This window comes from Pseudoalteromonas sp. SCSIO 43201, from assembly GCF_023716725.1.
GTDB classification, from domain to species: domain Bacteria; phylum Pseudomonadota; class Gammaproteobacteria; order Enterobacterales; family Alteromonadaceae; genus Pseudoalteromonas; species Pseudoalteromonas peptidolytica.
In genome coordinates this window covers 3,092,572-3,118,787 of sequence record NZ_CP072683.1, presented here as the reverse complement: position 1 = coordinate 3,118,787, position 26,216 = coordinate 3,092,572, and the positions used below count along the sequence as shown (strand labels likewise).

Genomic DNA, 26,216 nt, shown 5'->3' with positions numbered 1-26,216 from the left:
TTTTATTTTGTAGAACCATGTTGACGTATCCTGCATAGCGTCAACGTGTTGAATAGCATACAATGAGCCGCTTAACATATCAGAAATAGGTTGTTATGACTCAAGCTAAGTCTAATTTCAATGGTAATGATATCCTTCATGGTGATATTGGGGCAACGTTAAAGCGCATGACGATCCCAATGATATTCGGCATGATCACCTTAATGACCTTCAATCTTGTTGATACCTTTTTCATTAGTATGCTCGGCACCGAGCCGCTAGCCGCTATTAGTTTTACGTTTCCGGTCACTTTTACCGTAATTAGTTTGGCCATCGGATTAGGGATAGGCACTTCCGCTGTTATTGCTAAAGCGCTGGGTAGCAACTTGCTCGAGGAGGCTAAGTTTGACGCTGCCGTTGCAATCATCATTTCGGCGTGTTTTGTTTCGATGCTTTCACTGTTGGGTTTCACCTTTGTTGACGAAATATTTATCTTGCTAGGTGCAAGTCCGGTCGTCATGCCTTTTATTCATGATTACATGTCGGTGTGGTTTATCGGCTCTATTTTGCTAATTACGCCAATGATTGGTAATTCGGTTTTACGTGCCAGTGGCGATACCAAGACACCGAGCCTCATCATGGCTCTTGGCGGCTTAGTAAATGCAGTGCTGGACCCGATATTAATCTTTGGCCTTGGGCCTATTGAGCCGATGGGGGTTAAGGGGGCTGCGGTTGCAAGTGTGTTGTCGTGGAGCTTGGGCGTTAGTATTATTCTATACTTACTGATTGTTAAAAAGCGCTTGATTTCTTTATCTGCAAAATACGCGAGTTTTTTTGCTGTGGCGCAAAAAATTCTAAAAATAGGATTACCAGCAGCGGGGGCGAACATGTTAACGCCATTAGCGATGGCGGTGATGACGGCGGTGATAGCCAGTTATGGGCCTGAAGCGGTAGCAGCTTTTGGTGTGGGCAGTCGTATCGAGTCGATAGCAAGCCTTGTAGTGTTAGCGCTATCAATGACGTTACCCCCTTTTATCAGCCAGAACTTTGGCGCTAAGCACTATCAACGTGTTCGCGATGCGTATACACACACGCTTAAATTCGTACTCGGTTTTCAATTTTTTGTGTATATCTTATTGGTATTGAGCGCCTACTATATTAGCCATACTTTTGGTAATGAGCCCGCTGTCGTTGAAACTATCCAGTTATTCATCTACATCATGCCATTAGGATATGGCTTACAAGGGGTGATCATTTTAACCAACTCATCGTTTAATGCTTTGCACAAACCAATGAATGCACTCATGCTTAGTATTATTCGATTGTTTGTGTTTTATGTACCTATTGCCTATCTCGGCTCCCAGCTCGCAGGCTTACCTGGGCTATTTGCAGGGGCTGCTTTAGGTAATCTGTTTACGGCAGTGATAGCTTATAACTGGTTTAAAAAAGCAATTGATGAGATTGTGCAAAGTGAGCTTCAAAAGGAGGCGTAATGGAAGATAAATTTCAGCTGGTTTCTGAGTTTAAGCCAAACGGCGACCAACCAACGGCGATAGTTCAGCTTTGCGATGGTCTAGAGAGTGGGCTTGCGCATCAAACTCTGCTAGGTGCCACAGGAACTGGTAAAACGTTTACCATGGCTAATGTGATTAATAATCTCAATCGCCCGACGATTATAATGGCGCATAACAAAACTTTGGCTGCACAGTTATATGGCGAAATGAAAGAGTTTTTTCCTCATAATGCCGTTGAATACTTTGTCTCTTATTATGACTACTACCAGCCAGAAGCCTATGTGGTTGCGAGTGATACGTTTATTGAGAAAGATGCTTCGATTAATGAACATATTGAGCAAATGCGACTTTCGGCAACGAAGGCACTACTTGAGCGCAGAGATACTATTATAGTGGCGTCTGTTTCAGCTATTTACGGCCTTGGCGACCCCGACTCATATATGAAGATGATGTTGTTACTCAAAGTCGGGGAGACGATTGATCAGCGTGATATGCTCAGAAGGCTTGCTGAACTACAGTACACACGAAATGATATGGATTTTAGTCGAGGCACATATCGTGTTCGTGGAGAGGTCATTGATATTTTCCCTGCTGAATCAGAAACCATTGCCGTTAGAGTGGAAATGTTTGATGATGAAATTGAGCGGATCAGTCTATTTGACCCGTTAACAGGTGCTGTTGAAAAGCATTTGGTTCGAGCAACTATTTACCCGAAAACACACTATGTGACACCGAGAGAAAAGATCCTTGATGCTATTGAACGGATCAAGCTTGAGTTAAAAGAACGTCGAGCGCAACTACTGGATAAAAATCGCTTAGTAGAAGAGCAGAGAGTTGCTCAGCGTACTCAGTACGATATTGAAATGATGACCGAGCTTGGCTATTGTTCTGGTATTGAAAACTACAGTCGTTATTTATCGGGACGAGCTCCGGGTGAACCACCACCGACACTTCTAGATTATTTGCCGGACGATGCGTTGATGATAATTGATGAATCTCATGTTACCGTCTCGCAAGTTGGGGCTATGTATAAAGGCGACAGAAGTAGAAAGGAAAACTTAGTCGAATATGGCTTTCGATTACCTTCAGCACTAGATAATAGACCATTAAAGTTTGAAGAATTCGAGGCGATTTCACCACAAACGATATATGTGTCAGCAACGCCTGGAGATTATGAACTGGACAAATCCAGAGGGGATGTTGCGGAACAAGTGATCCGTCCTACTGGTTTGCTGGACCCTGAAGTGGAAGTGCGACCAGTTGCAACCCAAGTCGATGATCTTTTGTCAGAAATCTATCAGCGTGTAGGTGTTAATGAGCGAGTACTGGTCACAACATTGACCAAAAGAATGGCTGAAGATCTCACCGATTATTTGAACGATCATGATGTTAAGGTACGTTATTTACATTCAGATATCGATACGGTGGAGCGAATGGAGATCATTCGAGATCTGCGCAAAGGCGTGTTTGATGTGTTGGTAGGTATAAACTTGCTACGGGAAGGCTTGGATATGCCTGAGGTTTCCTTAGTCGCAATTTTGGATGCGGATAAAGAAGGGTTTTTGCGTTCAACACGTTCATTGATCCAAACCATAGGCCGCGCAGCACGTCATCTTCATGGCAAAGCCATCTTATATGGAGACAGAATCACCAATTCAATGCGTCAGGCCATTGATGAAACTCAAAGGCGCAGAGAGAAGCAACAAGCCTATAATGAAGCGAATGGCATCATACCGACGGCGTTGAACAAAAAGATCACTGATGTGATGGATTTAGGCGAAGAGGTTGCAGACGATCAGGTTGTAGATATTGACGTTAAGTTCAAGCCTGGCATGCCAGCCATGGATGCAAAAGAAATAGCAAAAGAAATCGATAGGCTAGAAGCCCAGATGATGAAGTTTGCCAAAGAGCTTGAATTCGAAAAAGCGGCTCAAGCACGAGATCAGGTGCAAATTCTACAAAAACGTTTGATTAAAGCGTTGTGAGGGGTTGCTGCTACAGAGCATAAAAAGCATGTGAGAGTCACATGCTTTTTTATTGGTCGGGGAGTTACTTTAGAATCGATAGCTTATACCTAACGCTAAGTTAGAGGTATCTAAATCACCCATATCAAGGTATTTGTAGCCAAGGTTAACTGCCATGCCATTGTCCCAGTCATATTGCCAGCCCGCTTCTGCAACAAATCCTATCCCATCATCGCTGACCAATTTGGTATTACCTTGAGTGATCTCGTAGTCATAATAGTTGGCACCTAATTTACCGTAGAAGTAGCTATTGTCCGAGACTTGATAATAGCCTTTCGCGGCAACGACAAAGTTGTCAAAGTCGAGGTTGTTTGCACCTAAACCGAACAAGGTTTTATTGTTTTGGGTGCAGATGAATTTGCGGTCGTTTTCATCCTTACATTTCCAGTCATCAAGATCTTCTCCACTGTTGTATCCTACCTCTAAAGCGAAAATTGGGGTGAAGTGATAGTTATAATATAAATAGGCTTGACCAACACCATCACCGTCTTGATTGGAACTTTTATAAGTAGCTGAGCCACCAGAAATATCCAAACCAATGCGATGAGTTTCATTACTTTGTTCAGCAAACGAAGATAAGCTTGTTGCTAGCAATGCAACAGATAAGAGCGCGTTAAATTTCATAATCAATGTCCGTTGTAGTTAACTTGAGGACAGTATAAGCAGGGCGGTTGTCAAGGTCTGTTGTAGGGCTGTCATAAAATGTAAGAAGACGTCTGTTTTTATGGCCTTTATTTTACAAATAGCGACAGTCTTAGTTGGCTAAATGGCATTTTGTTGGGCTTTTAACTGGAGATAATTCACTATCGTCATAACTGTTAATGTTGCTGCTATAAATGCACTCCATACGTGATGGATCACGATATGGCTGGCTATAAATAAAGGAAGGTCGTGCCAACCGTCAATAAGTAGTAATTTGGCGAGCAAGATAAGGTACCCGAATAGCTGGGTGATGAGCGCGATTTGATAGAGTTGACAAAACTTGCTCTTAACCGCTGAGCGCAGCTCAATAATATTGCGCTTAATAAGTAACAAAAAGCAAGCTGCAAGCACTATTGTTAAGCCACTTAGCCCCAGTAATGAAGTCTTAATTAACACGATAGAAAAAGCGAAAGCAACCAGCATAACTAAGCTCACAAGTTATTGAGTGGTAAGCTTATATGCAGTTAGGTTTATAGTCTATTCGATTTATTCTAAGGATTTGGTAGTGATTTTCTGAATGATCACTCTATACTAACCCTCGATTTTATCAATAGTTTGTAAACCGATGTAACATTGCTATATATTTTAGTTGTCTGTTTAGCTATAAATGCAATGCTATGTTGTAGCACACACAAATAAAACAATAATTATTACAGTTATTAAGACCAAGTTGGGACTAGGGAAATGAAATTCGCTTTTAAGGATTTTTTGTTTGATAGCAAAGAACTTAAGCTTTATAAAGATGATCGAAAGCTAAACCTAAAACAAAAACCCGCTCAGATTTTAGAGCTATTTTTATCTGCTCCACAAACCATTCACAGCAAAGAAGACATACTAGAAAAAGTATGGCCAGATAGAAAGGTGACTGATCAGGTTGTTTTTCAAAATATAGGCCATTTAAGAGCGCTGTTTGGTGATGATGCGATCAAGACTTTTTCGCGTAAAGGGTATCAGTGGCAAATCCCTTGTAGCGCTTTCGATGGAACCGTTGAGCCAGAATCACAACCAAAAACAACGGAAACAAGTGAGCCAGCTTCGGATGTTTCTGAATCTGCTGACACACCAAAAAATCAACATGATAGTCAAGTTGACACGATAACAGCAGCGAAGCCTAGCAATAAGTTACCATTGTATGTTGCAGCGACGGTTGCAATCGTTGCGCTGGTTGCATACTTTGTTTTAATCTAATCAAGTTTGTGATAACTCGTGTTTAGGTTGAGTCGATTTTTACAGATGGTAAACCAATGAAAACGTTATATATCACCGGAGCAGGGGTCAGCGCGCAAAGCGGTATTCCAACATTTCGAGGTGAAGATGGCTTTTGGACAATAGGTTCTGCTAACTATACACCTCAAGAAATGGCTACTCGCGCGATGTATAAATCCAATCCCGGAGAATTTCTAAAGTGGTATTACCATCGTTTTGTTAGCTATCGCAACCATGGACCAAACCCTGTACATCAGTGGCTGAGTGATAAAAATGTTATCACGCAAAACATTGATGGTCTTGATGGTAAGGCAGGAAACAAACAGTATATCGCTGTGCATGGTCGAGTAGATCAAGTAACGTTGTTTCATACTCAAGGTGAGTTGGTTGAGCGTTATTCTGCACCTTGGGATGACGTTGATGAAAGTCAGTTAGCTGAGTCATTGTTAGCGGTGTTTAAGATCCCTAAGAATGGCCCGCAAAAAGGTCACTCACTAAAGCCTTATGTGTTGTTATTTGACGAATATTACACTGACCTTTATCAGATCAGCGAAGCACAACGCAGAATGTATAGCGCAGAACGGATAATATTTATGGGCACTTCGTTTAGTGTGAACATTACGCAAATGGCATTAGACATTGCTAGACAAAACAACATTCCAATTGAAGTGGTTGATCCTAACCCCGTTCATCTATTTCACAACAACGTTACTTATCACCGTATGACAGCAACGGAGTATATCTCAGGCTAATCTGTTAATGGTTTGATTTATAGTATGTCGCCAAGAGAAACTGTTTATAGTCACTTAATCGATTTTGCTGTCGTAAATGTGACTCAATGACCTTGGCATTACTAGCTTGAATGTCAGTTTGTCTGCGCTCCACTTCAATTAACCCTAGTAGCGCACTTAGCTCTTGGATTGCGAGTGCATCAATATTGGCATTAAAGGCTAAATAACACTCTAACGGGGTCAACTGCTTGTCATTTCTATGACTAATGGCGCTTTGTAAGATTTCTCGACTTTCGAACAGTAGTAGTGTTTTTAGATAGTTAAGGCCATTTTCCGATGCCGCAACGGTTGATAAGAATATATGCAAAATAGTATTTCCCTGTTGGTTGCTGCACATAATTTGCGACGATAGGATAAGAGGAGACGAGAAAAAAGAGAACTTTTCCAACGAATTGATTGCACCTAGTAGCGGCGTTGGAAATTCGCCAGCTTGGAGACAAAGCGTTGTGATATCTTGGTAATGGCCGTACAAGGCGGCATTATTTTGTGCGCTTTGAAATAGAAATTTGAGTACTTCTACTTTTACCTCAGTAGTGGACTGACAATACATCGCTTGTATTTTGGTGATATCTGCGCTTTTCAAAGCCAGTAAAAACGGCGTTAGGCTGTTTTTCGACATCAATTGTAACCTTGTATCATTATTTTCGTCATATCATAGTTTAGCAGCTGTCTAGTTTGCGCCAAAGCCTAGTGATTTGTACAGAGATACTGCAAATATTTCTTGATGAACTAAACTTTGGAATATCTAAGCTGAGGTAGCCCAATGATCGATATAGACGACAAAGTGCTAAATGATTTACGTGGTGGATTTAACCTACCTGCTAAACCTGAAATTCTGCAAGCACTTCAAAATGAATTATCAAAATCAGAACCTGAATTATTTGCTGTTGCAAACATAATTGCTGCAGATGTCGGTGCGTCTGCTGCGGTATTAAAAGTGATAAATTCACCTGCCTATGGCCTTGCTCGTACTATTACAGATATACGACAAGCGGTGATGTTTTTGGGAGTAACTTGTATTACGCAGTTGGTAACAGGGTATTTGCTTAAAAACGCATTTGAGCAATCAAAGTGCTGCATTTCGCTGCAGCAATTTTGGGACAATGCAGCTGATATATCAAAGGCTGCACTTGTCGTCGGTCACTACTTAAAGTCTTCATTACCTTTAGAGAATTTACAATTACTGGGGCTATTTCATGATGCTGGGATCCCTGCAATGGCGGTAAAATATCCTGACTACGCTGAGGTGATAAAGCTATCAATAGAAAGGCCAGAACGAACACTGATTGATTATGAGCAGCAGAAATATCCAGTGCCACATACAGTGGTTGGGTATTTTTTAGCAACCTCATGGCACTTACCCAGAGAAATATGCCAAATGATTTTGCGTCATCATGATGTCAGTTACCTTGAAGAATCAGAAAAAAACCCACAGCATGCACAAACATTTGCTGCTTTAAAGCTCGCTGAAAACCTATGTTTTGAGGCAAAGCACTTTAGAAGTTCAGCAGATTGGCACTTGTTTAAAGACAAAGTCATGATTGAACTTAATATTCATGAAGACGAATATCAAAACTTAAAAGATGATGTTGATGAGGTATTTATCGGGTGAGTATATTTTGTCTGGGCAACAAAAAAGGCGCATATAGCGCCTTTTCTTTGAATAGCAGGGCTTATAGACCTGCTGCTGCACGTAGTGCGTCAGCCTTATCTGTTGCTTCCCATGGGAACTCTTCACGACCAAAGTGGCCGTAAGCAGCAGTAGGTTGATAAATTGGACGTTCTAGGTCAAGCATTGTGATCAGACCATAAGGACGTAGGTCGAAGTGTTCACGGATAAGCTCGATTAGACGAGATTCCTCAAGCTTAGCTGTACCGAATGTTTCAACGCTGATAGATGTAGGCTCTGCCACACCGATTGCGTAAGACACTTGGATTTCACACTTGTCTGCAAGGCCGGCTGCAACAATGTTCTTCGCAACATAACGTGCCGCGTACGCTGCAGAGCGGTCAACTTTTGATGGATCTTTACCAGAGAATGCACCACCACCGTGACGAGCCATGCCGCCGTAAGTATCTACGATGATTTTACGACCAGTTAGACCACAGTCACCCATAGGACCACCGATAACGAAACGGCCTGTTGGGTTGATGAAGAACTTAGTCGCTTCAGTGATAAGCTCAGCTGGTAAAGTCGGCTTGATAATAGTTTCCATCACTGCTTCTACTAGGTCGTCTTGCGATACTGAATCACAATGTTGAGTAGATAAAACCACAGCGTCGATACCAACCGCTTTACCATTTTCGTACGCAAATGTTACCTGAGACTTAGCGTCAGGGCGTAGCCAAGGTAATGTACCGTCTTTACGAACTTGTGCTTGGCGTTGCACTAAACGGTGTGAGTACGTAATTGGCGCAGGCATAAGTACGTCAGTCTCGTTACACGCGTAACCAAACATTAGACCTTGGTCACCAGCACCTTGCTCTTCAGGGCGAGTACGATCAACACCTTGGTTGATGTCTGGTGATTGCTTACCAATGGTATTTAGGATTGCACATGAATCCGCATCAAAACCCATGTCAGAGTGGGTATAACCAATTTCACGCACAGTTTTACGAGTTAATTCCTCGATATCAACCCAAGCGCTAGTCGTGATTTCACCACCAACCATAACCATACCGGTTTTAACGTAAGTTTCACACGCAACACGTGCTTTTGGATCTTGCTCAAGGATGGCATCTAGAACCGCATCAGAGATCTGATCGGCGATTTTATCCGGATGACCCTCAGAAACAGATTCAGAAGTAAATAAATGTTTAGCCATTGTATTTATGCTCACAAATATTGCGCTTCACAAACATCAGGAACAGCGCGAAAAATTAAGGGGCGTATTCTAACCAAAAAACCTACCCATTGACTAGTTATTTTACGCCTAGACGTCCAAAATTGTTCAATCTTTTTTAATGGTCAGAAAAAGTCAGTCTGTACCTGTTTTTTTATGGTCTTTGCCGTTGCAGTAGGCCATATAAATAAGTAAGAATGGGCTCAACCCCCGCGAAACACATTTAAAGGTAGGAGAATTCATGCCATCTCGCAAAGAACTTGCTAATGCAATTCGCGTTCTTTCCATGGACGCTGTACAAAAGGCCAAGTCTGGCCACCCAGGAGCCCCTATGGGCATGGCGGACATCGCAGAAGTACTTTGGCGCGACTTTCTAAAACACAACCCAAGTAACCCTGAATGGGCAGATAGAGATCGTTTTGTATTATCAAACGGTCACGGCTCAATGCTTATTTATTCATTGCTACATTTATCGGGTTATGATTTATCAATCGATGACATTAAAAACTTTCGTCAGTTACATTCCAAAACGCCAGGTCACCCAGAGTATGGCTATGCACCAGGAATAGAGACGACTACTGGCCCACTTGGTCAGGGTATCACTAATGCGGTAGGTATGGCGATTGCTGAAAAAGCCTTAGCTGCGCAGTTTAACCGCGAAGATTATGACATCGTAAACCATTATACCTACACCTTCTTAGGTGATGGTTGTTTGATGGAAGGGATCTCACACGAAGCATGTTCGTTGGCAGGTACACTTGGACTTGGCAAACTCATTGCATTTTGGGATGACAACGGTATTTCAATCGATGGTGAAGTTGAAGGTTGGTTTAGCGACGACACACCGAAGCGTTTTGAATCGTACGGCTGGCATGTTATTGCTGATGTTGATGGTCATGATAGCGACGCGATTAAATCCGCAATTGAAGCGGCTCAAGCTGAATCTGACAAACCAACGCTTATTTGTTGTAAAACCGTTATTGGCTATGGCTCACCAAATAAATCTGGCAGCCACGATTGCCACGGTGCACCGCTTGGTGACGATGAAATCAAAGCTGCTCGTGAGTTCCTTGGTTGGGAGCACGGTGCATTCGACATTCCTGAAGATATCTACGCGAAATGGGATGCAACAGCGCGTGGTCAGAACCAACAAAGTGAATGGCTAATCAAGTTTACTGAGTATCAAATGCACTACCCAGAGCTTGCCGCTGAATTTGAACGCCGTATGAAAGGTGATTTGCCAGCAGATTGGTCAGAAAAAACAGAAGCGTATATCGCTGAACTTCAAGCGAATCCGGCAAATCCTGCAACGCGTAAAGCATCACAAAATGCCTTAAACGCTTACGGCCCAATTCTTCCTGAGTTTATGGGCGGCTCTGCTGACTTAGCGGGTTCTAACTTAACGCTTTGGGATCAGTCAAAAGGTTTAACAGCCGAAGACGCAGCGGGTAACTATATCTTCTATGGTGTACGTGAATTTGGTATGTCTGCCATTATGAATGGTATTGCGCTACACAAAGGCTTTATCCCTTATGGTGCAACATTCTTAATGTTTATGGAATACGCACGTAACGCGGTACGTATGGCTGCATTAATGAAGCAAAGAAGTATTTTTGTCTACACTCATGACTCAATTGGTCTTGGTGAAGATGGTCCAACGCACCAGCCTGTTGAGCAAATGGCAAACTTACGTACCACCCCAAATCTTGCAAGCTGGCGTCCATGTGACCAAGTTGAGTCTGCAGTAGCTTGGCAGCAAGCAATAGAGCGTGCCGATGGTCCATCTGCCCTAGTGTTTACCCGTCAAGGGCTAGAGCAGCAACCTCGTACTGCTGAGCAAGTAGCTGCTATTAAGCAGGGTGGTTATGTACTGTCTTGTGATGGTGAGCCGGAAATCATCCTGATTGCAACGGGTTCAGAAGTACAACTTGCGGTTGAATCTGCTGATAAACTACGTGCAGATGGCAAAAAAGTACGCGTTGTGTCTATGCCTTCAACGGATATTTTCGATGCACAATCTGCAGAGTATAAAGAAAGCGTTCTACCAAGCTCAGTAACACGCCGTGTTGCAATTGAAGCAGGTATTGAAGACTTCTGGTACAAGTATGTCGGGTTAAATGGGGCAATCGTTGGTATGACTACCTTTGGTGAGTCAGCACCAGCAGGTGAGCTGTTTAAACTATTTGGCTTTACTGTCGAAAACATCGTTGAGAAAGCAAACGCATTATTTGCATAAGCGATTAAAAAGAAATAAAAAAACCCATGCTCTGCATGGGTTTTTTTTATTGTTATAGCAATTCTATTCAGTAAGTCGTGTGCTCAATTGTACCAATTTTCTTAATTAAGTGGTCTATTTTGAGGCGAGAAAATCTTGTCGATAACGAGGCAAAAATTTTGCTATTTAGTTGTTCTAAATAAGAAATTTTTAACGCTGTTAGCGTCAGATTTACTCCTTCAAATTGAGCAAGTATTAACTCAAATTGGTATTAAACTTTAAACTGATCGACTGACAAGCGCAGCTCTTCTGCGAGTTTCGCCACTTCAGAGCTTGAAATTGACGTCTGGCTTGCACCTTCAGCCGTTTGCTCAGCAATCGTAACAATAGACTCTAAACGTTCACTAATTTCTTGCGCTACTTGCTGCTGCTCGTTTGCTGCATTAGCGATTTCTTCACTTACATCATGCGCTTGTGAAACGGCTGCGGTAATAGAGTTCAATGCTTCGTTGGCAAGGTCGCTTTGGTTCACACAAGACTCAGCCTGTTGTTTACCTTTCGACATTGCACTTACGGCTTCTTCCGCACCTGCTTGTAAAGACTCGATCATCGCCTGAATTTCTTGTGTAGACTCTTGAGTTTTACTTGCTAAAGAGCGTACTTCGTCAGCAACTACCGCAAACCCTCGACCTTGTTCTCCAGCTCGAGCTGCTTCAATTGCAGCATTAAGCGCAAGTAAGTTAGTTTGCTCGGCGATGCCTCGTATAACATCCAAAATACTTCCGATAGAAGCACTATCTTGATGTAGTTTATTGATAACACGCGATGCCTCGTCGACTTCTTTGGCGAGTTGCTCAATGGTGTGTTTATTTTCGTGTGAGATACCTTTAACGCGCTCAGCTTCTTTGTCAGCATTTTTGATTTCTTGCAACGCTTGGTGTGCGCTGTTGCTTACACCATGAGAAGTGCTACTCATCTCGGTTGTTGCTGTAGCTGCTTGCTCAACTTGTGCTTGCTGATTTTTAATCGCTTGACTCGATTCAGTGGTAATCGTCGATGTTTCTTCAGAGGCCGCTGCCAGTTGTGTTGAACGAGAAATAATACCTGTGATCAGTTCACGTAAACTCGAGATTAACGTATTACAGCTTTTCGAAAGTTCTCCAAACTCGTCTTTGGCGGTATCATCTAAGCGCTGCGTCATATCGCCACTGGCTACGATATTCAATACTCGATTTACTTCAGAAAGAGGCTTGGTAATGCGACTCACTGTAATGTATGCAACACCGACAGCCATAATAGTCGCCACCATCATACCTATCCAAGTCCATAAATTAGCTTTACCGACGTCACTGCGCACACCTTGTTGCAAATTGAACGCGACTTGGCTTGCTTCTGACAACAAATCGTCAAGCTGAGAAAGCGCCGCTTGTGTTGTTTTTTCAGCGTCTGCAAGTTCTTTTTGGGTTTCAGCAAGGGCGAGTATCAGGCGCTTTTGGTTTTCTGCAATACTGTTACTACCAGTTACTGTATCTTTTAGAGCCGTATAATATCCCTCAAGATCTGCGAATAGTCCGCTATCAAGTGCAGTCACTGGACCACGGATCAAGTCGATATTTCGTCCTAGCTCTTCAACTAAATACTTTTGCTCATTTCTAACGATTTCTAGCGTGTTGGTGTCTTCAACAGTGACTAAATCGTTTGCACTAGTAACCACAGAAGAAAAGTTGTTCTCAAGACTATTTGCTGCTTGAAAAGCGCGTTTGTCGCTATCTTCTAATCCATCTAAATCGATGATGTCTACCGTTACCATGGTGGCATCCTCGGCAGCCATATCAAGATCAGATAACTGTTCTTTGAGCTTATCGCGCAAAGAAAGCTCTGACGACTTCTCAGTGACTAGGCTATTCATGGCTTTTACAAATGCGTCGTAACTTTTGCCAACATCGCTGCTGCTTGAAGCAAGTTTGTTGTTAGAAGCGACCACCTGTTGGAGTTCAGAGTATGTTTTATCAAAAATCTTCTGACGCTCAGAAAACATTTGTCTCAGCGTCGCAAGCTCTGTTTCTGAGCGCGCATAAAAACTACCTTGCGCCATCTTGCTCATTAATGTGAACTCAACTTTGAGTTCAGAGCTTTTTGATAGTGCAGGTAAGGAGAGGCTGTTTACCTGCTGAGTTGAGTTGTCAATGTTTGCAATCCTAATTAAAGAATTACCCCCGATAAGAAGAAGCAACAAGGTGATGGTAATAAACCCACCCCAAATACGTTGGCTAACAGTCAAATTCATAGCTGTCCTACAAAATTTACAATGCAATACGGATACTTATCGGATTTATTGCGGATAAGTTAAGTATTTTATAGCAGATGTGACGAAAAAATTCAGCAAAAAAGGTCGGATTACAAAAAATAGCGACTATTTTGCCACAAGGGAGGTCTGTTTATCGAATATAGGTTAGTCAATAGAATAAAGATAGAGGCGTTTATGTTTGTAACTTGATGGCCTTTGGTGTTCAGGCTGGCACTGTACACACAAATTTGTATCTTGGAGAACCTGAAAAGGGGCCGCTCAAGTCGGTGTTTTCACTATGCTTGAGCAGATTAAGAGTAAAGCATTATATGGGTTATGCGTATAAGCCGCTTTGTTCTGCTAGTAACATCTGGTTAGTCGAGTTCTCTGGGCTTTGAGTTGACACCTTTACCGGACAATATCTCGATTTAATTGCATTGCAGGTGTTTTGGTAGGCTATGCTTGTTGGTACTTTTCACCGGTATCGATGTTAATCATGGTCATTGCCCCTCCCCAAACGCATCCTGTGTCGAGTGCAATCACATTTTTTTGGTGTGTTTCACCCTCTAATGCCGCCCAGTGGCCAAAAAGTAATGTCGCATTTGGTGGTATTTGTCTATATTCAAACCAAGGGATAAGACCATCGTTATCTTTTAACCCTGATTTATTTTTTAGGTCTAGTTCACCATTTTGCTTAAGAAAGCGCATTCTAGTGAAGACGTTAACAATGGCTTTGAACTTATCTTGTTCACTGAGCTTATCAAGCTTAAGTCCTGGGTGAGCGCCATACATATTGGCGTAAAACTCAGGGGCTTTTGTAGATTGATAAATAGTTTCGGCAAAGCGTGCATAGTCTAGCGCTTGTTCTATGCTCCAGCTTGGATGAATACCTGCATGAGAAATCAAAGTTTGCTGCTGTTCTAGCCAGATAGCCAGTGGCTGTGCACGCAATAAGTCAGCATACTTTTGGCATTTAGGGCTGTTAAACACCGCGTCTAATTTGTCTTTTGGGTTGGGTGCCATCCCTAATGCTAGACAGGCTAAAAAGTGGAGGTCGTGATTGCCAAGTGTAACGCTAATGGAGTCTGCATGTTGATATAGAAACTCTAGGCAAGCAAGCGGATCAGGGCCTCGGGCGATGATGTCGCCGACAAAGTACAAATGGTCTTGGCTTGGATTAAAGTCGACTTGATCAAGTAGCGCTATGAGTGGGGTGAAGCAGCCTTGTAAATCTCCAATTGCGTATTTTGCCATGCTTTGCCTATAGCCTATTTTATAACTCAATGTGTTTATTCTAATGCTGAGCCTCAATGAGGCAAGCAGGCTAGCCCGCTTGCATTGAATAACAGCGTCCTTATCCCAATTTACTTAACTCAGCTGCCTATTTTGAGGAGCTTGTACTACCCTGATGTGAGCTTATCATCAAGGTAACTACACCCGTCTCGGCGAGGCAAAAATGTTGCTACTTCACCTGTGGTCTATTGCCGAGCTCTGGTTACCTAGTTGCTTTAGATAAACCGTTGACAAGGCCAGCGTCATACTTGCCCACTTATATTGAGCAAGTATTAAAACACATTGGCATTAATGCAAAATATTTGGGCAGGAGAGTCGAAATACATTAATTGGTGCTTTAAACTCGGTGCCAAACTCATTACGCATAACGTAGTAGCCTTCCATTGTACCTAAAGGGGTATCGAGAACTGCGCCACTGGTATACTGATAGCTTTCACCGGGACGGATGGTAGGTTGTTCACCTACGACTCCATCACCTTCCACTTCCGTTTCTTTGCCGTTGGCGTCGGTAATTAGCCAATAGCGGCTCTCTAGCTTGGCATTACACAAGCTATGGTTTTTGATAGTTATAGTATAGGCAAACACATATTTTTCCTTTTCAGGCTGTGATTGCGCTTCAACATAAAAGGTTTCTACCGACACTTTTATCGGTGAGCCAATTTTAGTTTGAGTTGTCATATAGCCAATTTGCAATTTCGATAAACTGGTTCAGCGACAGATTTTCAGCACGAAGTGTAGGATCTATACCCAACGCTTGTAACTGCGCTTCACTTAACAGGTTAGATAAACTATTTCTCAGCGTCTTACGACGTTGGTTGAATGCTTCAAGACATACAGTATTCAGTAGCTTAGTACTTTTGGCTGTACGTTGAGAAGCCTCTTTGGGGATCAATCTGACGACTGCTGAGTCAACTTTTGGTGCAGGCTTAAAGCAATGCGGTGGTACCTCAATGACGGGAATGGCATGGCAGTAATACTGCGTCATTACACTTAAACGACCAAAAGCCTTACTCCCAGGGCCTGCAACCATGCGATTAACGACTTCTTTTTGAAGCATAAAGTGCATGTGTTCAACCTGATCTGCAAATTCAAACAGGTGAAATAACAAAGGGGTTGAAACGTTATAAGGTAAGTTACCAAAAATCTTCAGCTTCTCTCCTTCTTTGATTAAAGAAGAAAAGTCAAACTTCATTGCATCGCCTTGATTAACCGTTAATTTAGGTCCTAAAAACGGATGATGGATCAAGCGCTCAGCAAGATCTTTATCAAGCTCTACAACGGTTAAATGGCCACTTAAATCACACACAGGCTCAGTGATAGCACCTAAACCAGGACCAATCTCAACCAGGTTATCCTCTGGTTTTGGGTCGATGGCTGTTACTATCTTGTCGATAATACTGTTGTCATTTAAGAAGTTTTGACCAAAGCGCTTACGGGCTCTGTGTCCAAGATGTACTTTATCTGTCATGCATTCTGTGCTTTTTTGGTTGCGAGCTTAATTGCCTCGCGGATCGCTAATTCAAAACTACCTACTTCAACATCGCCCGAGCCTGCTAAATCAAGAGCAGTGCCGTGGTCAACCGATGTACGAACAAAAGGTAATCCCAAGGTGATGTTTACTGAATTTCCAAAACCTTTATATTTTAACACAGGTAAGCCCTGATCGTGATACATTGCAAGCACTGCATCAGCATTATCTAAATATTTTGCTTGAAAAAGCGTATCAGCAGGCAGTGGGCCGACTAAGTTCATGCCTTGCTGATTGAGTATTTCTAGAGTTGGCTCAATCGTGTCTATTTCTTCTCGGCCAAGGTGACCACCTTCACCGGCATGTGGATTGAGCCCACATACCAGTACTCGTGGTTGTTCAATACCAAACTTTGTCTGCAAGTCGTGGTTGAGTATATGTATCACTTTGCTCAAACGCTCAGGGGTTATCGCTTTTGATACATAAGCCAACGGAATATGAGTGGTTACTAAAGCAACGCGAAGTCCTTCCGTTGCAAGTAGCATAACCACATCGGCAGTATCAGACTGCTGCGCAAAATATTCAGTGTGGCCACTAAATGAAATACCCGCTTGGTTGATAATGCCTTTATGCACAGGGCCGGTAACAACTGCAGCAAAAGTACCATCCATATTTTTTTCTGAGGCAATACGAAGCGTCTCGAGCACATAGTGGCCATTGGCTTCATCTAGTTGACCGGCAACCACCTCAGCACCTTTATCTACTTGTAAATAGTAGATAGCGCCTGCGGGGGCAGGCTGTGGTGCTTGAGTGCTGTCAAATGGCAATAGTACGATTTGCTCGTTGAGCTCTTTAGCGCGTTTTTCTAGGATACTTTTATCAACTACCGCAACTAACTGAGCGGGCCAAGCATGCTGAGCCAATTTGATAACAAGATCTGGACCTATGCCAGCAGGCTCACCCGGTGTAATTGCGACTCTGAGGGTCATGGTCGTTATTCCGTTTCCATTATTTCAATATGTGCTTGATCACGCATTTCTTTAATCCATTTAAAGCTTTCTTCTTTAAATTTACGATTAAATAGTAGGCGATGAGCGCGGTTTAATTTAGCCTGCTCTGTTTTGTCTGCAACGCGCTTATCAAGCAGTTGCACTATGTGCCAGCCAAAAGTACTTCTAAACGGCTCACTGATTTGATCTTTTTCTAGAGATAACAAAGTATCTCTAAATGCTGGTACGTAAGTTGTTGGATCTGTCCAGTCGTACTCACCGCCTTTAAGGGCAGAGCCTGGATCTTCAGAGTGCTCTTTCGCTAGTGCTGCAAAGTCTGCGGTGCCAGCTCGTAGGTCCTTAACAAAGCCAGTAAGCATTGAGCGTGCTTTTTCTTCACTTAAAATGATAGAAGGTTTGATTAAGATATGACGAGAGCGTACTTCGACTGTCTCCACCACTTCACGGCCGCGAATATCTTGTACTTTCAGAATGTGGAAACCCGCGCCTGAGCGCAGTGGACCGACGATGTCGTCTTTTTTCGCTCCCTTTATTGCTTCTGCAAACAAAGTTGGCATTTCGTTGATACCCATCCAGCCTAATTGGCCACCATCTAGCGCCTTTGAACCACTTGAAGAGGCGATAGCAATACGCTTAAATTCTTTGCCTTCGTTCAAGAATTTGATTACGTTATCAGCACGCTGACGGGCATCCTCAATTTCTTCGGGCGTCGCTTTCGTTGGTATCTTGATCAAAATGTGGCCAATGTCATATTCCTCGGAGTTGCCAGTTTGCTCGCTGAGAATTTTTTGTAAATTCGTCACTTCTTGAGGGCTGATATAAATACGGCGGTCGACACTGGCTCGGCGTACCTGGCTTGTGGTGATTTCTTTGCGGATCTCTTCACGGTATGCTTGGAAACTTTCTCCGCTCGCTTCTACCGAGCGACGTAGATCAGCAATAGTACCACCTTGGTCTTGCGCGATATTGGCAATGGTTTGGTCAAGTTGTGCATCAGATATTTGCATACCCATGCGCTCACCTAGTTGTAGCATCAGCGATTGCTCAATGAGCTTATCAATCGCTTGTAAGCGAAGTGTCCTGTCACTTGGAAGCTCGGTCCCTTGCTGGTCGGCTTGTTCCTTTACGCGGTTAATTATTTGGTCAACTTCACTTTGTAAAATAACGCCGTCGTTGACGGTGGCAACAACAGTATCAAGTTTTACACGCTCAGCATGTGCTTGAGTAAATAGGCCTGCACTCAAGGAGGCCACTAATAACAACTTTTTTAAATTCATACGGCTTTCTAAATTCTATTTATTCAAAAAATACGGTCTACGGTAACCAAAAATACCCTGTTGAAGGAGCTTACTTGCATCACCACTGCGTTGACTTCCAAGTCCTGAAAGAACAAATTTCAGGCTAAAGCCAGAGTCAAACACTGCCTCATCATGAGTGAGTGTTTGGTTTAAGTTTGTTTCAATTTGTCGGTTTGCTGTCACTTGAATCGCCCAACAACAAGACTGGTATTGAACGCCGACAAAGGATTCAACGCTTCTGTTTGCTGTCATATCACGGTGATAGCTTGCTACAAACTGCCAGTTATCGTCAATTGGTAAACTCGTGAATAAACCGACTTGGTCTATTTCATAGTCTGAGACATCATTTACATAGCGATGGTTCAATTGCACAAGCTGCTTGTCGTCACCTTTGTAGTCTAAAGTAAAGTGAGATTGTACCAAATCTTTGCTATCGACATCGTATTGAATACCACCAGATAGATACCAGCGTTTATGCCAATGTAGCATGGATTCAGCTGCAAACAGCGAATTATAATTTGTATCGTCGCTGAAGCGTTGTGCAGATGGCTTTACAGAGGACTCTAGATAGATGATTTGACCGGCACTAAAGTTAAAGCGCTCGACATTGCTACTATCAAAAATTCGTGTGGTTGCACCAATAGTGAATTGGTTTGCTTCTGCGATACGGTCGTAACCTGAATATCTGCGGGCGCGAAAGAGACCAATGAAGTCATCTTGTAACTTAGCAGTATCATACCAACCAATTTGACTTTGTTCTCTATGTGGAGTGTATAAGTACTGTAGCTGTGGTTCTAATGTCTGTACCCCTTGCTCGAAGAAAAACTCTGTACTGCGTTCAAAGTTGAGCTGGCCGTGCATACGGACACTTGGTAACGTCCGGCTGACAGACTCTGCATAGTCCGAATTGAGTTCTTTGATGTTCTGATCATAGCGAGTATGAAGTAAGCGAGCCTCTGAGGTAAAAGACCAAGCATAATCACTGCGAGAGAATGAGACTCTGGGTTCTAAATGTAGTCTTGACGCTTCAGTGATCGCTAATGAATCATTTTGAAAATAAGCAAATTCACCCTCAAAATCCCAATCAACGTTGGCAAACTCGTAACTTTCACGGGTACGGAAGCTAATTTGCGGTAACGTGGTATAGGACTCTCTGTGGTCGCCAAGGACTTCAAAGTCTTGCAGTTTAATGTCGACCAACCAGTCCTCGCCTAAGTAGCTAACATTACCAGTGCGATACAGTTGAGTATCTGTTTCATTGGCGTATTCTGAGGTTAAGTCAGTCAGGTAGTTATCATCGCTGACATTGGTAATATCAACGAACGCACGCCAGTTATCGCTCAAGTAACTTTTTTGCTGCCAATGCACTAAATATCGGTCATCTAGCTGTGGATCTGAGTCATCTTTACTTAAATATTCAACAGCAACTTTACCTTGGTGTTGCTCAGTCAAATATCTGAACTCAGTGTTAAGCTGGAAGCCTTTATTGGCCATATATCGTGGCGTTAAGGTAGCATCGTAATTTGGTGCTAAGTTCAAGTAATAAGGAGTGATTAACTCCAAACCAAACTTATTTGAGCTAGAGATGGTTGGTGTGAGCAGCCCTGACTTGCGCCTACTGTCGATTGGAAAGGTAAAATAGGGGAGGTAAATCACCGGCGTATTCAAAATTTTGAACACCGTATTATATGTTTCTCCCCAGCCATCCTCACGAGAAAGCACGATACTACTTGCTTCTATTTTCCAAAAGGGATCATCGCTTGGACAGGTAGTGAAGCTAGAGTTATCGAGTGATATTTGATTTCCAGACGCGTGTAACTTTTCAGCACCACCACGACCTAGCTGCTCAGTAAGCTCATATTCAGCACCAAGCAAGCTGACCGTGTTAGCATTTAAATCAGCGAAGAGACCATTACTATGTACTTTGGTAAATTGATCGCGATAAAGGAGCGGGCCTGAAGCACTTAGTAGCCCTTCTTTTTTATCAATCAGTGCACGTCTGGCTGCTAAGCTCATGGTTTCGGTATTAATAATGACATTGCCTGAAAACTCTGCGCTGTCAGCACCTTGTAGTTCCAAGTCATCAGCAACAATATCAATGGCGTTTTTGGGCAGCGAGGCTATTGGCTTCCAGCTTTCTGGCTGCATATAGTCTTTACATTGTGCCGCGACAATGTTCGTATTAGCAAAAGCAGTAGAGTGAATAGCAGACAATACAGCTAAGCCCAAAATTTTGCGCATTTAATAACCTATTAGCTGAGCATTTAATAATAAGCTCATCATGATAAATGAAAACTGTCGGAAATACAGTAGCATTTAAATATTTACAAGTAGAAGGTGTAATAGTTAATCCATGAGTAGTCAAAATCAGCGTGTAGAATTTATACAGCGAGCATTGCAAACCCATCAATTCAGCTGTGAACCCATTACCTCAGATGCTAGCTTTCGCCGCTATTACCGTGTAGCAAAAGGTACAGAAGCGTCATGGGTGCTGATGGAAAGTCCGGTGGATAAAGTGGATAACACCCCATTTGTAGCATTAAACAGTGTATTCACACAGCAAGGGCTAAATCTGCCAAGTATTATTGCACAGGATGAGCAGTGCGGTTTGGTATTGCTACAGGACTTGGGCTCTACTCACCTTGCTGACAGGCTAGATACACACGCCCGATTGCATGACTATCAAGCGTTGCTAGATTTGCTACCAAATATTGCTCAGACGCCGACCAGTGAGTGGATGAAACCCTATGATGCTGACTTTATTGCCATGGAGCTGGAAATATTTCATGAGTGGCTGGTGACAAAGTGGCTAAAAAGTTCGCTGACAGAGCAGCAACAAATACAATGGCAAAACGTCAAGTCAAGGTTGGTCGAGGTTATGCTCGAACAGCCACAAGTGACGATGCACCGAGACTTCCACAGTCGTAATGTTATTTTTCATCTGTCACAGTGGTATTTGATTGATTATCAAGATGCCGTGCAAGGGCCTGTTACGTATGACAGTGTGTCTTTACTAAGAGACTGTTACACGCGATTGCCTACTGATGAGTTTGCAATGTTGCAGCGATATAGTTTTGATAAATTACATGCCGCAGGTCTGTTAGCTGATATGGATTTTAGTCGATATCAATATTACTTTGATCTTACTGGGTTGCAGCGACACCTCAAGGCTGCGGGAATATTTACGCGACTATTGCAACGAGATGGGAAAGGCGGGTATCTAGATAATATTTTGCCAACGCTCGATTACATTCTTGAAGCTGCTCAGAAGTATGATGAATTTCAGTGGCTTGCAAGCTGGATTAGGCATGACATAATGCCTAAAGCAAAAGTCAAACTTAGCGCCAAATAAAGCGAATATGAAAGCAATTATTTTATCAGCAGGTCGTGGTAAGCGGATGATGCCACTTACAGCGACACAGCCCAAACCGATGTTGAAAGTAGCGGGTAAGCCACTCATTGAACATCACATTGAACGACTAAAGTTAGCTGGTATCACCGAGGTTGTAATCAACCTTGCATGGCACGGTGAGGTGATTAAACACTACTTTGGTGATGGTAGCCACTTTGGGGTAAATATTACCTACAGTGATGAACCAGAAGGAGGGCTTGAAACCGCAGGAGGAATTATTCAAGCACTACCGTTACTGTGCCAGGATAGCGACCGCTTTGTGGTTATAAATGGCGATATTTTTACCGATTATGATGTGCGTAGCCTTATTCAGCTACAACTTGGAAAAGCAGCCGCTGGACATTGTGAAGCACATATTGTGTTAGTGGAAAATCCAGTACATAACCCCAATGGTGACTTTTGTCTCGCTCACCAGCCTTTGAACCAAGAGCAATATACATTTTCTGGGATAGGTATCTACCATCAATGTTTTTTTGCTGGGCTAGAGCGTGGCTTTGTTAAGTTAGGGCCACTACTTCGCAGTGCACTTGCAGAGCATAGAGTGTCAACAGAACTGTATCTTGGTCAATGGGACGATATTGGTACTCCTGAGCGACTAAGCACAATAAATAAAAAGTTAGGATATAGCGATGTGGGGTAAATTATTAGGAACCATGTTTGGTTTTTTGTTTGGTCGGTGGTTGGGCGCGATTCTAGGCTTTTACCTCGGACATTTGTTTGACAAAAGCTTACGTCAAGATTTTGATAAGGTCGGTGGTTTTCAGGGCTTTATTAAAGGAGATGAGCTGCACGAACGACAAGCTCTGTTCTTTTCAAGCTGTTTTGCTGTTATGGGGCATATTGCTAAGTCTAATGGCCGTGTCAGTGAGATTCATATTCAAGCCGCATCAGCATTTATGACCGAAATGGGGTTGCAAGGAGAAGACCGAAAAGAAGCGCAGCATGCTTTTACCGCAGGAAAAAGCAGTGACTTTTCAATCAAAGAAGCCGTAACAGATTTTAAAGAAGCGTTTGCTCGGCGCTATGATCTAAGGCAATTATTCTTAGAAATTCAAATCCAAATGGCATTTTGTGATGGTCATGTATCAGACGCTGAAAAAGCGTTACTAAAGCAAGTCAGCAAATATTTAGGTTTCGCTGAAACGCATTTTTTGTTTTTGCTAAAGCGTTACCAGGCTGAGTTTGAGTTTCGTCGTGCCCAACAAGCTGGAAAGTCACAACAACAGCATCAGCATCATGGACACCAAGGAGCACCGCAACCGAGTGGGCTTACACGCTCAAAAGCCTTGGCTGTGCTTGGCTTAGGTGAAAGCGCAAGCGCGGGTGAAATTAAAAAGGCGTATCGCAAACTGATGTCACAACATCATCCGGATAAGTTGGTATCGCAGGGGCTGCCGACACATATGATGGAAGTAGCTAAGCGGAAAAGCCAAGATATTCAGTCTGCCTACGAGTACCTTAAAAAAAGCTAAAGTATCCGTAAAAAACCGAGTAGTTCCTTGCGTAAGCGCTGGTGCTGGAGCGGATCGGTTTTTTCCCCAAATAGCTCTCTTTGGCGGTAATCTAGCTTACTATTTTTTCTTGCCCACCTTACTCTGTCAGCGGTGCTATCGATTACCATTGGGTTATCAAAGCTGTAGTAAATATCCAAAAGAGCGGGGCTTATCAAAGACAGGTTTGATGCTAGGTGTTTTTGTCGCATTGCATTAGGCAGCTGGGGGCTGACGACGGTGTAAGCATCAATACGAAGGTTGGGTAAGGTTGCTAAATGTTCTGCGAACACACCAGCACTATTGCCAAATGCAACAACGACAAGCTTCTCTGTTTGTGTCATTGATAACGTATTGTAGAGCACTTCAAAACGACTGACTAACGCGGCTTTATAGTTGTCTAGGTTCATCTCTGAAACAGGCTCAACGGATTTCGGCTTTGGCTCAGCTTCTGGTGTTTCAATATCTTGATCTAAGAGACTTGCAGCATAGGACAAATCAGGTGGCGTGATGGTATACGTATCATATCCATCATCACTCAAGCGCTTAGCAAGGAAACTGATCCCGCTGTTATTAAGTGGCGGCATTTGCATATCAGGCAGGAAAATGACAATACCTGCCCGCATCGAAGCCATGTGTTCTTGATGAAAAACGTAAAATACTTCCTCTTCACTGTTTAGCTCCAGTAACCCCGCTGGTTCATAAAAACGCTGTGCATCTTGTTGAAAAAGCGCTGTTAGCGGTGCTGGGGCTATATGTTCGGCTGCGAAGCAACTTACTGATATTGAAATTAATAATGTAAAAAGTGCTCTGCTTAGCATAATACGTGTACATGATTTTCCATGGTTTAGTATCGGCCTACTTGGCAAAAGCTTTAGCAGTCGCCTTTATTTATGGTTTTAAGGTAAACTGCCACATAGAGAAAATAAATGGAGAGTATGCGTGCAATACAAAGATAGCAAACGAGACTATCTCTTTATGTTTTTAAAAGGGGCTGGGATGGGTGCTGCTGATGTTGTACCCGGAGTATCAGGTGGTACTATTGCCTTTATCACTGGTATCTATGCGCGTTTTTTAAATGCAATAAAAAGTGTTAATTTGCAAGCATTAGGGTTGTTGCGCCGTGAAGGTATAAAAACTACATGGCAATATATCGATGGTAGCTTTTTAGTCGCGGTGTTTTCAGGGCTACTTATCAGTGCTGCATCTTTGGCTAAAGTTATTACTTACTTGCTTGCGCACCACCAAATACTGGTATGGTCATTTTTCTTTGGCCTTATTGTCGCTTCTTTTATTTACGTAGCCAAACAGGTCTCGAGCTGGAACGGTAAAAATATTGCGGCCTGTGTAACTGGCGCTGTGGTTGCTTTTGTCATTACGTCATTGTCGCCAGCGGAAGCGCAAGCATCTCACTGGATGTTTTTTATTTCCGGTGCCATCGCCATTTGTGCAATGATTTTACCTGGAATTTCGGGTAGTTTTATCTTGTTATTGCTGGGCATGTATGGACATGTACTGAGTGCTGTAAATCAACTTGAAATAACACTCGTTGGCCTTTTTTTACTGGGATGTGTTGTTGGGTTGATGTCATTTTCGAGGCTGTTGAGTTGGTTATTAAGCCATTATCAACAAGTCACATTTTCGGTATTGGCAGGATTTTTACTCGGATCACTGAATTTACTATGGCCTTGGAAGCAAGTGCTGACCACTTATGTTAATTCTAGCGGTATTGAAAAGCCCTTGACGCAAGCAAATATTTTGCCGCAGCAGTACAGTACGCTGTACGGGCAAGATCCAAATACTTTGGCCTGTGTGTTACTTGCCATTGCCGGACTTGCCCTGATTTTAGCAATTGAAAAACTGAGTGAAAAATATTAGCTCAGGCTATCGTTCTAAACCACCCAGTGACAGAAAGGCGCGGAGACTTTGCAAATGGTGCAACGTAAGTTACTGAGTGAATTTTGTTGACATCAAACACCACCAAAGAATTAAACTTGGGGGCGTAACTATGAGTTGGTGTGCCATCTGCTTCAAAAAACTGTAGTAGCCCACCCCAGTCGGGGTGCCAATTTTTGCTTAAGCTGAGGACGTAGGCATATACTCGTCCTTCGGCCTCTACAACGTCATTGTGGCGTGTTAAGTACTGACCTGCGATAAATCGAGTTGCTTGAGCCGAGGTACGCACGATTTGTTGTTCTGAGATATGTGAAAAGCAGGATTGCACCACCTCGCTATTTAAATCTTTATACAGACTTTGCAGTAACTCAGGGCTATGTGCATCGACCGAGTGACGGCCATACATAAAACCTACGCCGCGCGACGCGTAGTGATGAATGTCTTCAAGTAGCGCCTGTTGTTCTTGTGGCGTCAAGGCTAAAATATCGCTGTCTTTAACTGATTTGGCTGCACCATTGTGGAAAAGTGCCAGTTGATAGTCCAGCTCAGATAAGCATTGGTGTAATTGCTGTGCTGCTGTTTGTTCGAGAATGTTTTCAATTCGGGCAAATCCCTTCTCGCACAAATCCTGCTGTAATCTATGTTGTTGTTGCGTTGAAAGTTGAAGCATAAATTCCTGCCGCTGATGTATAGCCATTTAGTGTGTTCATGGCATGCCTTAGACTTCTGTCCAATGCTGATTATTTTTTACCTATGCTAAAGTGAGTTTGGTTGAAATGCCATCCCTC

The 26,216-nt window shown here is 42.9% G+C and carries 23 protein-coding genes; 10 read left to right on the top strand and 13 right to left on the bottom strand.

Features of this window, described 5'->3' with window-relative positions:
* The first annotated feature begins 95 nt into the window (after window positions 1-95).
* Window positions 96-1,472, top strand: coding sequence for an MATE family efflux transporter (locus J8Z24_RS13430; RefSeq protein WP_128732452.1), 1,377 nt, complete (start codon window positions 96-98; stop codon window positions 1,470-1,472).
* Entirely contained in the window at window positions 1,472-3,478 is a 2,007-nt protein-coding gene (uvrB, locus tag J8Z24_RS13425; protein WP_252094835.1) for an excinuclease ABC subunit UvrB, read from the top strand. Before J8Z24_RS13430 ends, uvrB begins: the two co-directional genes overlap by 1 nt.
* A gap of 69 nt (window positions 3,479-3,547) precedes the next feature.
* Here the strand turns inward: uvrB and J8Z24_RS13420 are convergent, their stop codons facing one another.
* A complete protein-coding gene (locus J8Z24_RS13420) occupies window positions 3,548-4,141 on the bottom strand; it encodes a porin family protein (protein ID WP_252094834.1) in 594 nt (197 codons plus the stop codon).
* A gap of 138 nt (window positions 4,142-4,279) precedes the next feature.
* Window positions 4,280-4,642 (bottom strand): hypothetical protein, encoded by a 363-nt coding sequence (locus J8Z24_RS13415; protein WP_252094833.1) that lies wholly within the window; start codon window positions 4,640-4,642, stop codon window positions 4,280-4,282.
* A 261-nt stretch (window positions 4,643-4,903) separates the two neighbouring features.
* On the opposite strand from J8Z24_RS13415, the gene J8Z24_RS13410 reads away from it, so the two are divergent.
* Both J8Z24_RS13410 and J8Z24_RS13405 read left to right on the top strand, forming a co-directional pair.
* Window positions 4,904-5,407, top strand: coding sequence for a winged helix-turn-helix domain-containing protein (locus J8Z24_RS13410; protein WP_252094832.1), 504 nt, complete (start codon window positions 4,904-4,906; stop codon window positions 5,405-5,407).
* Between the two features lie 56 nt (window positions 5,408-5,463).
* Entirely contained in the window at window positions 5,464-6,177 is a 714-nt protein-coding gene (locus J8Z24_RS13405; RefSeq protein ID WP_252094831.1) for an SIR2 family NAD-dependent protein deacylase, read from the top strand.
* A gap of 4 nt (window positions 6,178-6,181) precedes the next feature.
* Here J8Z24_RS13405 and J8Z24_RS13400 read toward each other — a convergent pair whose 3' ends face one another.
* Window positions 6,182-6,835, bottom strand: a complete 654-nt coding sequence (locus tag J8Z24_RS13400) for a hypothetical protein (protein WP_252094830.1) — start codon at window positions 6,833-6,835, stop codon at window positions 6,182-6,184.
* A gap of 144 nt (window positions 6,836-6,979) precedes the next feature.
* Between J8Z24_RS13400 and J8Z24_RS13395 the strand changes: the two genes are divergently transcribed.
* Window positions 6,980-7,828 (top strand): HDOD domain-containing protein, encoded by an 849-nt coding sequence (locus J8Z24_RS13395; protein WP_125251581.1) that lies wholly within the window; start codon window positions 6,980-6,982, stop codon window positions 7,826-7,828.
* Between the two features lie 61 nt (window positions 7,829-7,889).
* Here J8Z24_RS13395 and metK read toward each other — a convergent pair whose 3' ends face one another.
* Window positions 7,890-9,041, bottom strand: a complete 1,152-nt coding sequence (gene metK, locus J8Z24_RS13390; protein ID WP_125251582.1) for a methionine adenosyltransferase — start codon at window positions 9,039-9,041, stop codon at window positions 7,890-7,892.
* 259 nt (window positions 9,042-9,300) lie between these two features.
* On the opposite strand from metK, the gene tkt reads away from it, so the two are divergent.
* Window positions 9,301-11,295, top strand: a complete 1,995-nt coding sequence (tkt, locus tag J8Z24_RS13385) for a transketolase (RefSeq protein WP_252094829.1) — start codon at window positions 9,301-9,303, stop codon at window positions 11,293-11,295.
* A 250-nt stretch (window positions 11,296-11,545) separates the two neighbouring features.
* Here tkt and J8Z24_RS13380 read toward each other — a convergent pair whose 3' ends face one another.
* From J8Z24_RS13380 to lptD, 7 genes are all read right to left on the bottom strand, one after another.
* The gene (locus tag J8Z24_RS13380) at window positions 11,546-13,561 is read right to left on the bottom strand and encodes a methyl-accepting chemotaxis protein (RefSeq protein ID WP_125251584.1); all 2,016 of its coding nucleotides are present in this window, start codon (window positions 13,559-13,561) and stop codon (window positions 11,546-11,548) included.
* A 456-nt stretch (window positions 13,562-14,017) separates the two neighbouring features.
* Window positions 14,018-14,815 carry a symmetrical bis(5'-nucleosyl)-tetraphosphatase gene (locus J8Z24_RS13375; protein ID WP_252094828.1) on the bottom strand — a complete coding sequence of 266 codons (798 nt, stop codon included), beginning with the start codon at window positions 14,813-14,815 and terminating at the stop codon, window positions 14,018-14,020.
* 327 nt (window positions 14,816-15,142) lie between these two features.
* The gene (gene apaG, locus J8Z24_RS13370; protein ID WP_125251586.1) at window positions 15,143-15,532 is read right to left on the bottom strand and encodes a Co2+/Mg2+ efflux facilitator ApaG/CorD; all 390 of its coding nucleotides are present in this window, start codon (window positions 15,530-15,532) and stop codon (window positions 15,143-15,145) included.
* Window positions 15,516-16,322, bottom strand: a complete 807-nt coding sequence (rsmA, locus tag J8Z24_RS13365) for a 16S rRNA (adenine(1518)-N(6)/adenine(1519)-N(6))-dimethyltransferase RsmA (protein ID WP_125251587.1) — start codon at window positions 16,320-16,322, stop codon at window positions 15,516-15,518. Before rsmA ends, apaG begins: the two co-directional genes overlap by 17 nt.
* Window positions 16,319-17,311 (bottom strand): 4-hydroxythreonine-4-phosphate dehydrogenase PdxA, encoded by a 993-nt coding sequence (pdxA, locus tag J8Z24_RS13360; protein ID WP_252094827.1) that lies wholly within the window; start codon window positions 17,309-17,311, stop codon window positions 16,319-16,321. Before pdxA ends, rsmA begins: the two co-directional genes overlap by 4 nt.
* 5 nt (window positions 17,312-17,316) lie before the next feature.
* Window positions 17,317-18,609 carry a peptidylprolyl isomerase SurA gene (surA, locus tag J8Z24_RS13355; protein ID WP_128730366.1) on the bottom strand — a complete coding sequence of 431 codons (1,293 nt, stop codon included), beginning with the start codon at window positions 18,607-18,609 and terminating at the stop codon, window positions 17,317-17,319.
* Window positions 18,610-18,624: 15 nt separating this feature from the next.
* On the bottom strand, window positions 18,625-20,871 hold the full coding sequence (gene lptD / locus J8Z24_RS13350) for an LPS assembly protein LptD (RefSeq protein WP_252094826.1): 2,247 nt from the start codon (window positions 20,869-20,871) through the stop codon (window positions 18,625-18,627).
* A 112-nt stretch (window positions 20,872-20,983) separates the two neighbouring features.
* Between lptD and J8Z24_RS13345 the strand changes: the two genes are divergently transcribed.
* Genes J8Z24_RS13345 through djlA form a run of 3 tightly spaced genes read left to right on the top strand, consistent with a single transcriptional unit; the run spans window position 20,984 to window position 23,514 of the window.
* Window positions 20,984-21,982, top strand: a complete 999-nt coding sequence (locus tag J8Z24_RS13345) for an aminoglycoside phosphotransferase family protein (RefSeq protein ID WP_252094825.1) — start codon at window positions 20,984-20,986, stop codon at window positions 21,980-21,982.
* A 7-nt stretch (window positions 21,983-21,989) separates the two neighbouring features.
* Window positions 21,990-22,682, top strand: a complete 693-nt coding sequence (gene murU, locus J8Z24_RS13340) for an N-acetylmuramate alpha-1-phosphate uridylyltransferase MurU (RefSeq protein ID WP_252094824.1) — start codon at window positions 21,990-21,992, stop codon at window positions 22,680-22,682.
* Window positions 22,672-23,514 (top strand): co-chaperone DjlA, encoded by an 843-nt coding sequence (djlA, locus tag J8Z24_RS13335; RefSeq protein WP_176032012.1) that lies wholly within the window; start codon window positions 22,672-22,674, stop codon window positions 23,512-23,514. The genes murU and djlA overlap by 11 nt, the downstream gene beginning before the upstream one ends.
* On the opposite strand, the gene J8Z24_RS13330 is transcribed toward djlA, so the two are convergent.
* Window positions 23,511-24,353, bottom strand: coding sequence for a DUF3530 family protein (locus tag J8Z24_RS13330; protein ID WP_176032011.1), 843 nt, complete (start codon window positions 24,351-24,353; stop codon window positions 23,511-23,513). The genes djlA and J8Z24_RS13330 overlap by 4 nt on opposite strands.
* Window positions 24,354-24,474: 121 nt before the next feature.
* On the opposite strand from J8Z24_RS13330, the gene J8Z24_RS13325 reads away from it, so the two are divergent.
* Window positions 24,475-25,410 (top strand): polyprenyl-phosphate transporter, encoded by a 936-nt coding sequence (locus J8Z24_RS13325; RefSeq protein WP_176032010.1) that lies wholly within the window; start codon window positions 24,475-24,477, stop codon window positions 25,408-25,410.
* Window position 25,411: 1 nt separating this feature from the next.
* On the opposite strand, the gene J8Z24_RS13320 is transcribed toward J8Z24_RS13325, so the two are convergent.
* Window positions 25,412-26,098 carry a 2OG-Fe(II) oxygenase gene (locus tag J8Z24_RS13320; protein WP_176032009.1) on the bottom strand — a complete coding sequence of 229 codons (687 nt, stop codon included), beginning with the start codon at window positions 26,096-26,098 and terminating at the stop codon, window positions 25,412-25,414.
* Between the last annotated feature and the right edge of the window lie 118 nt (window positions 26,099-26,216).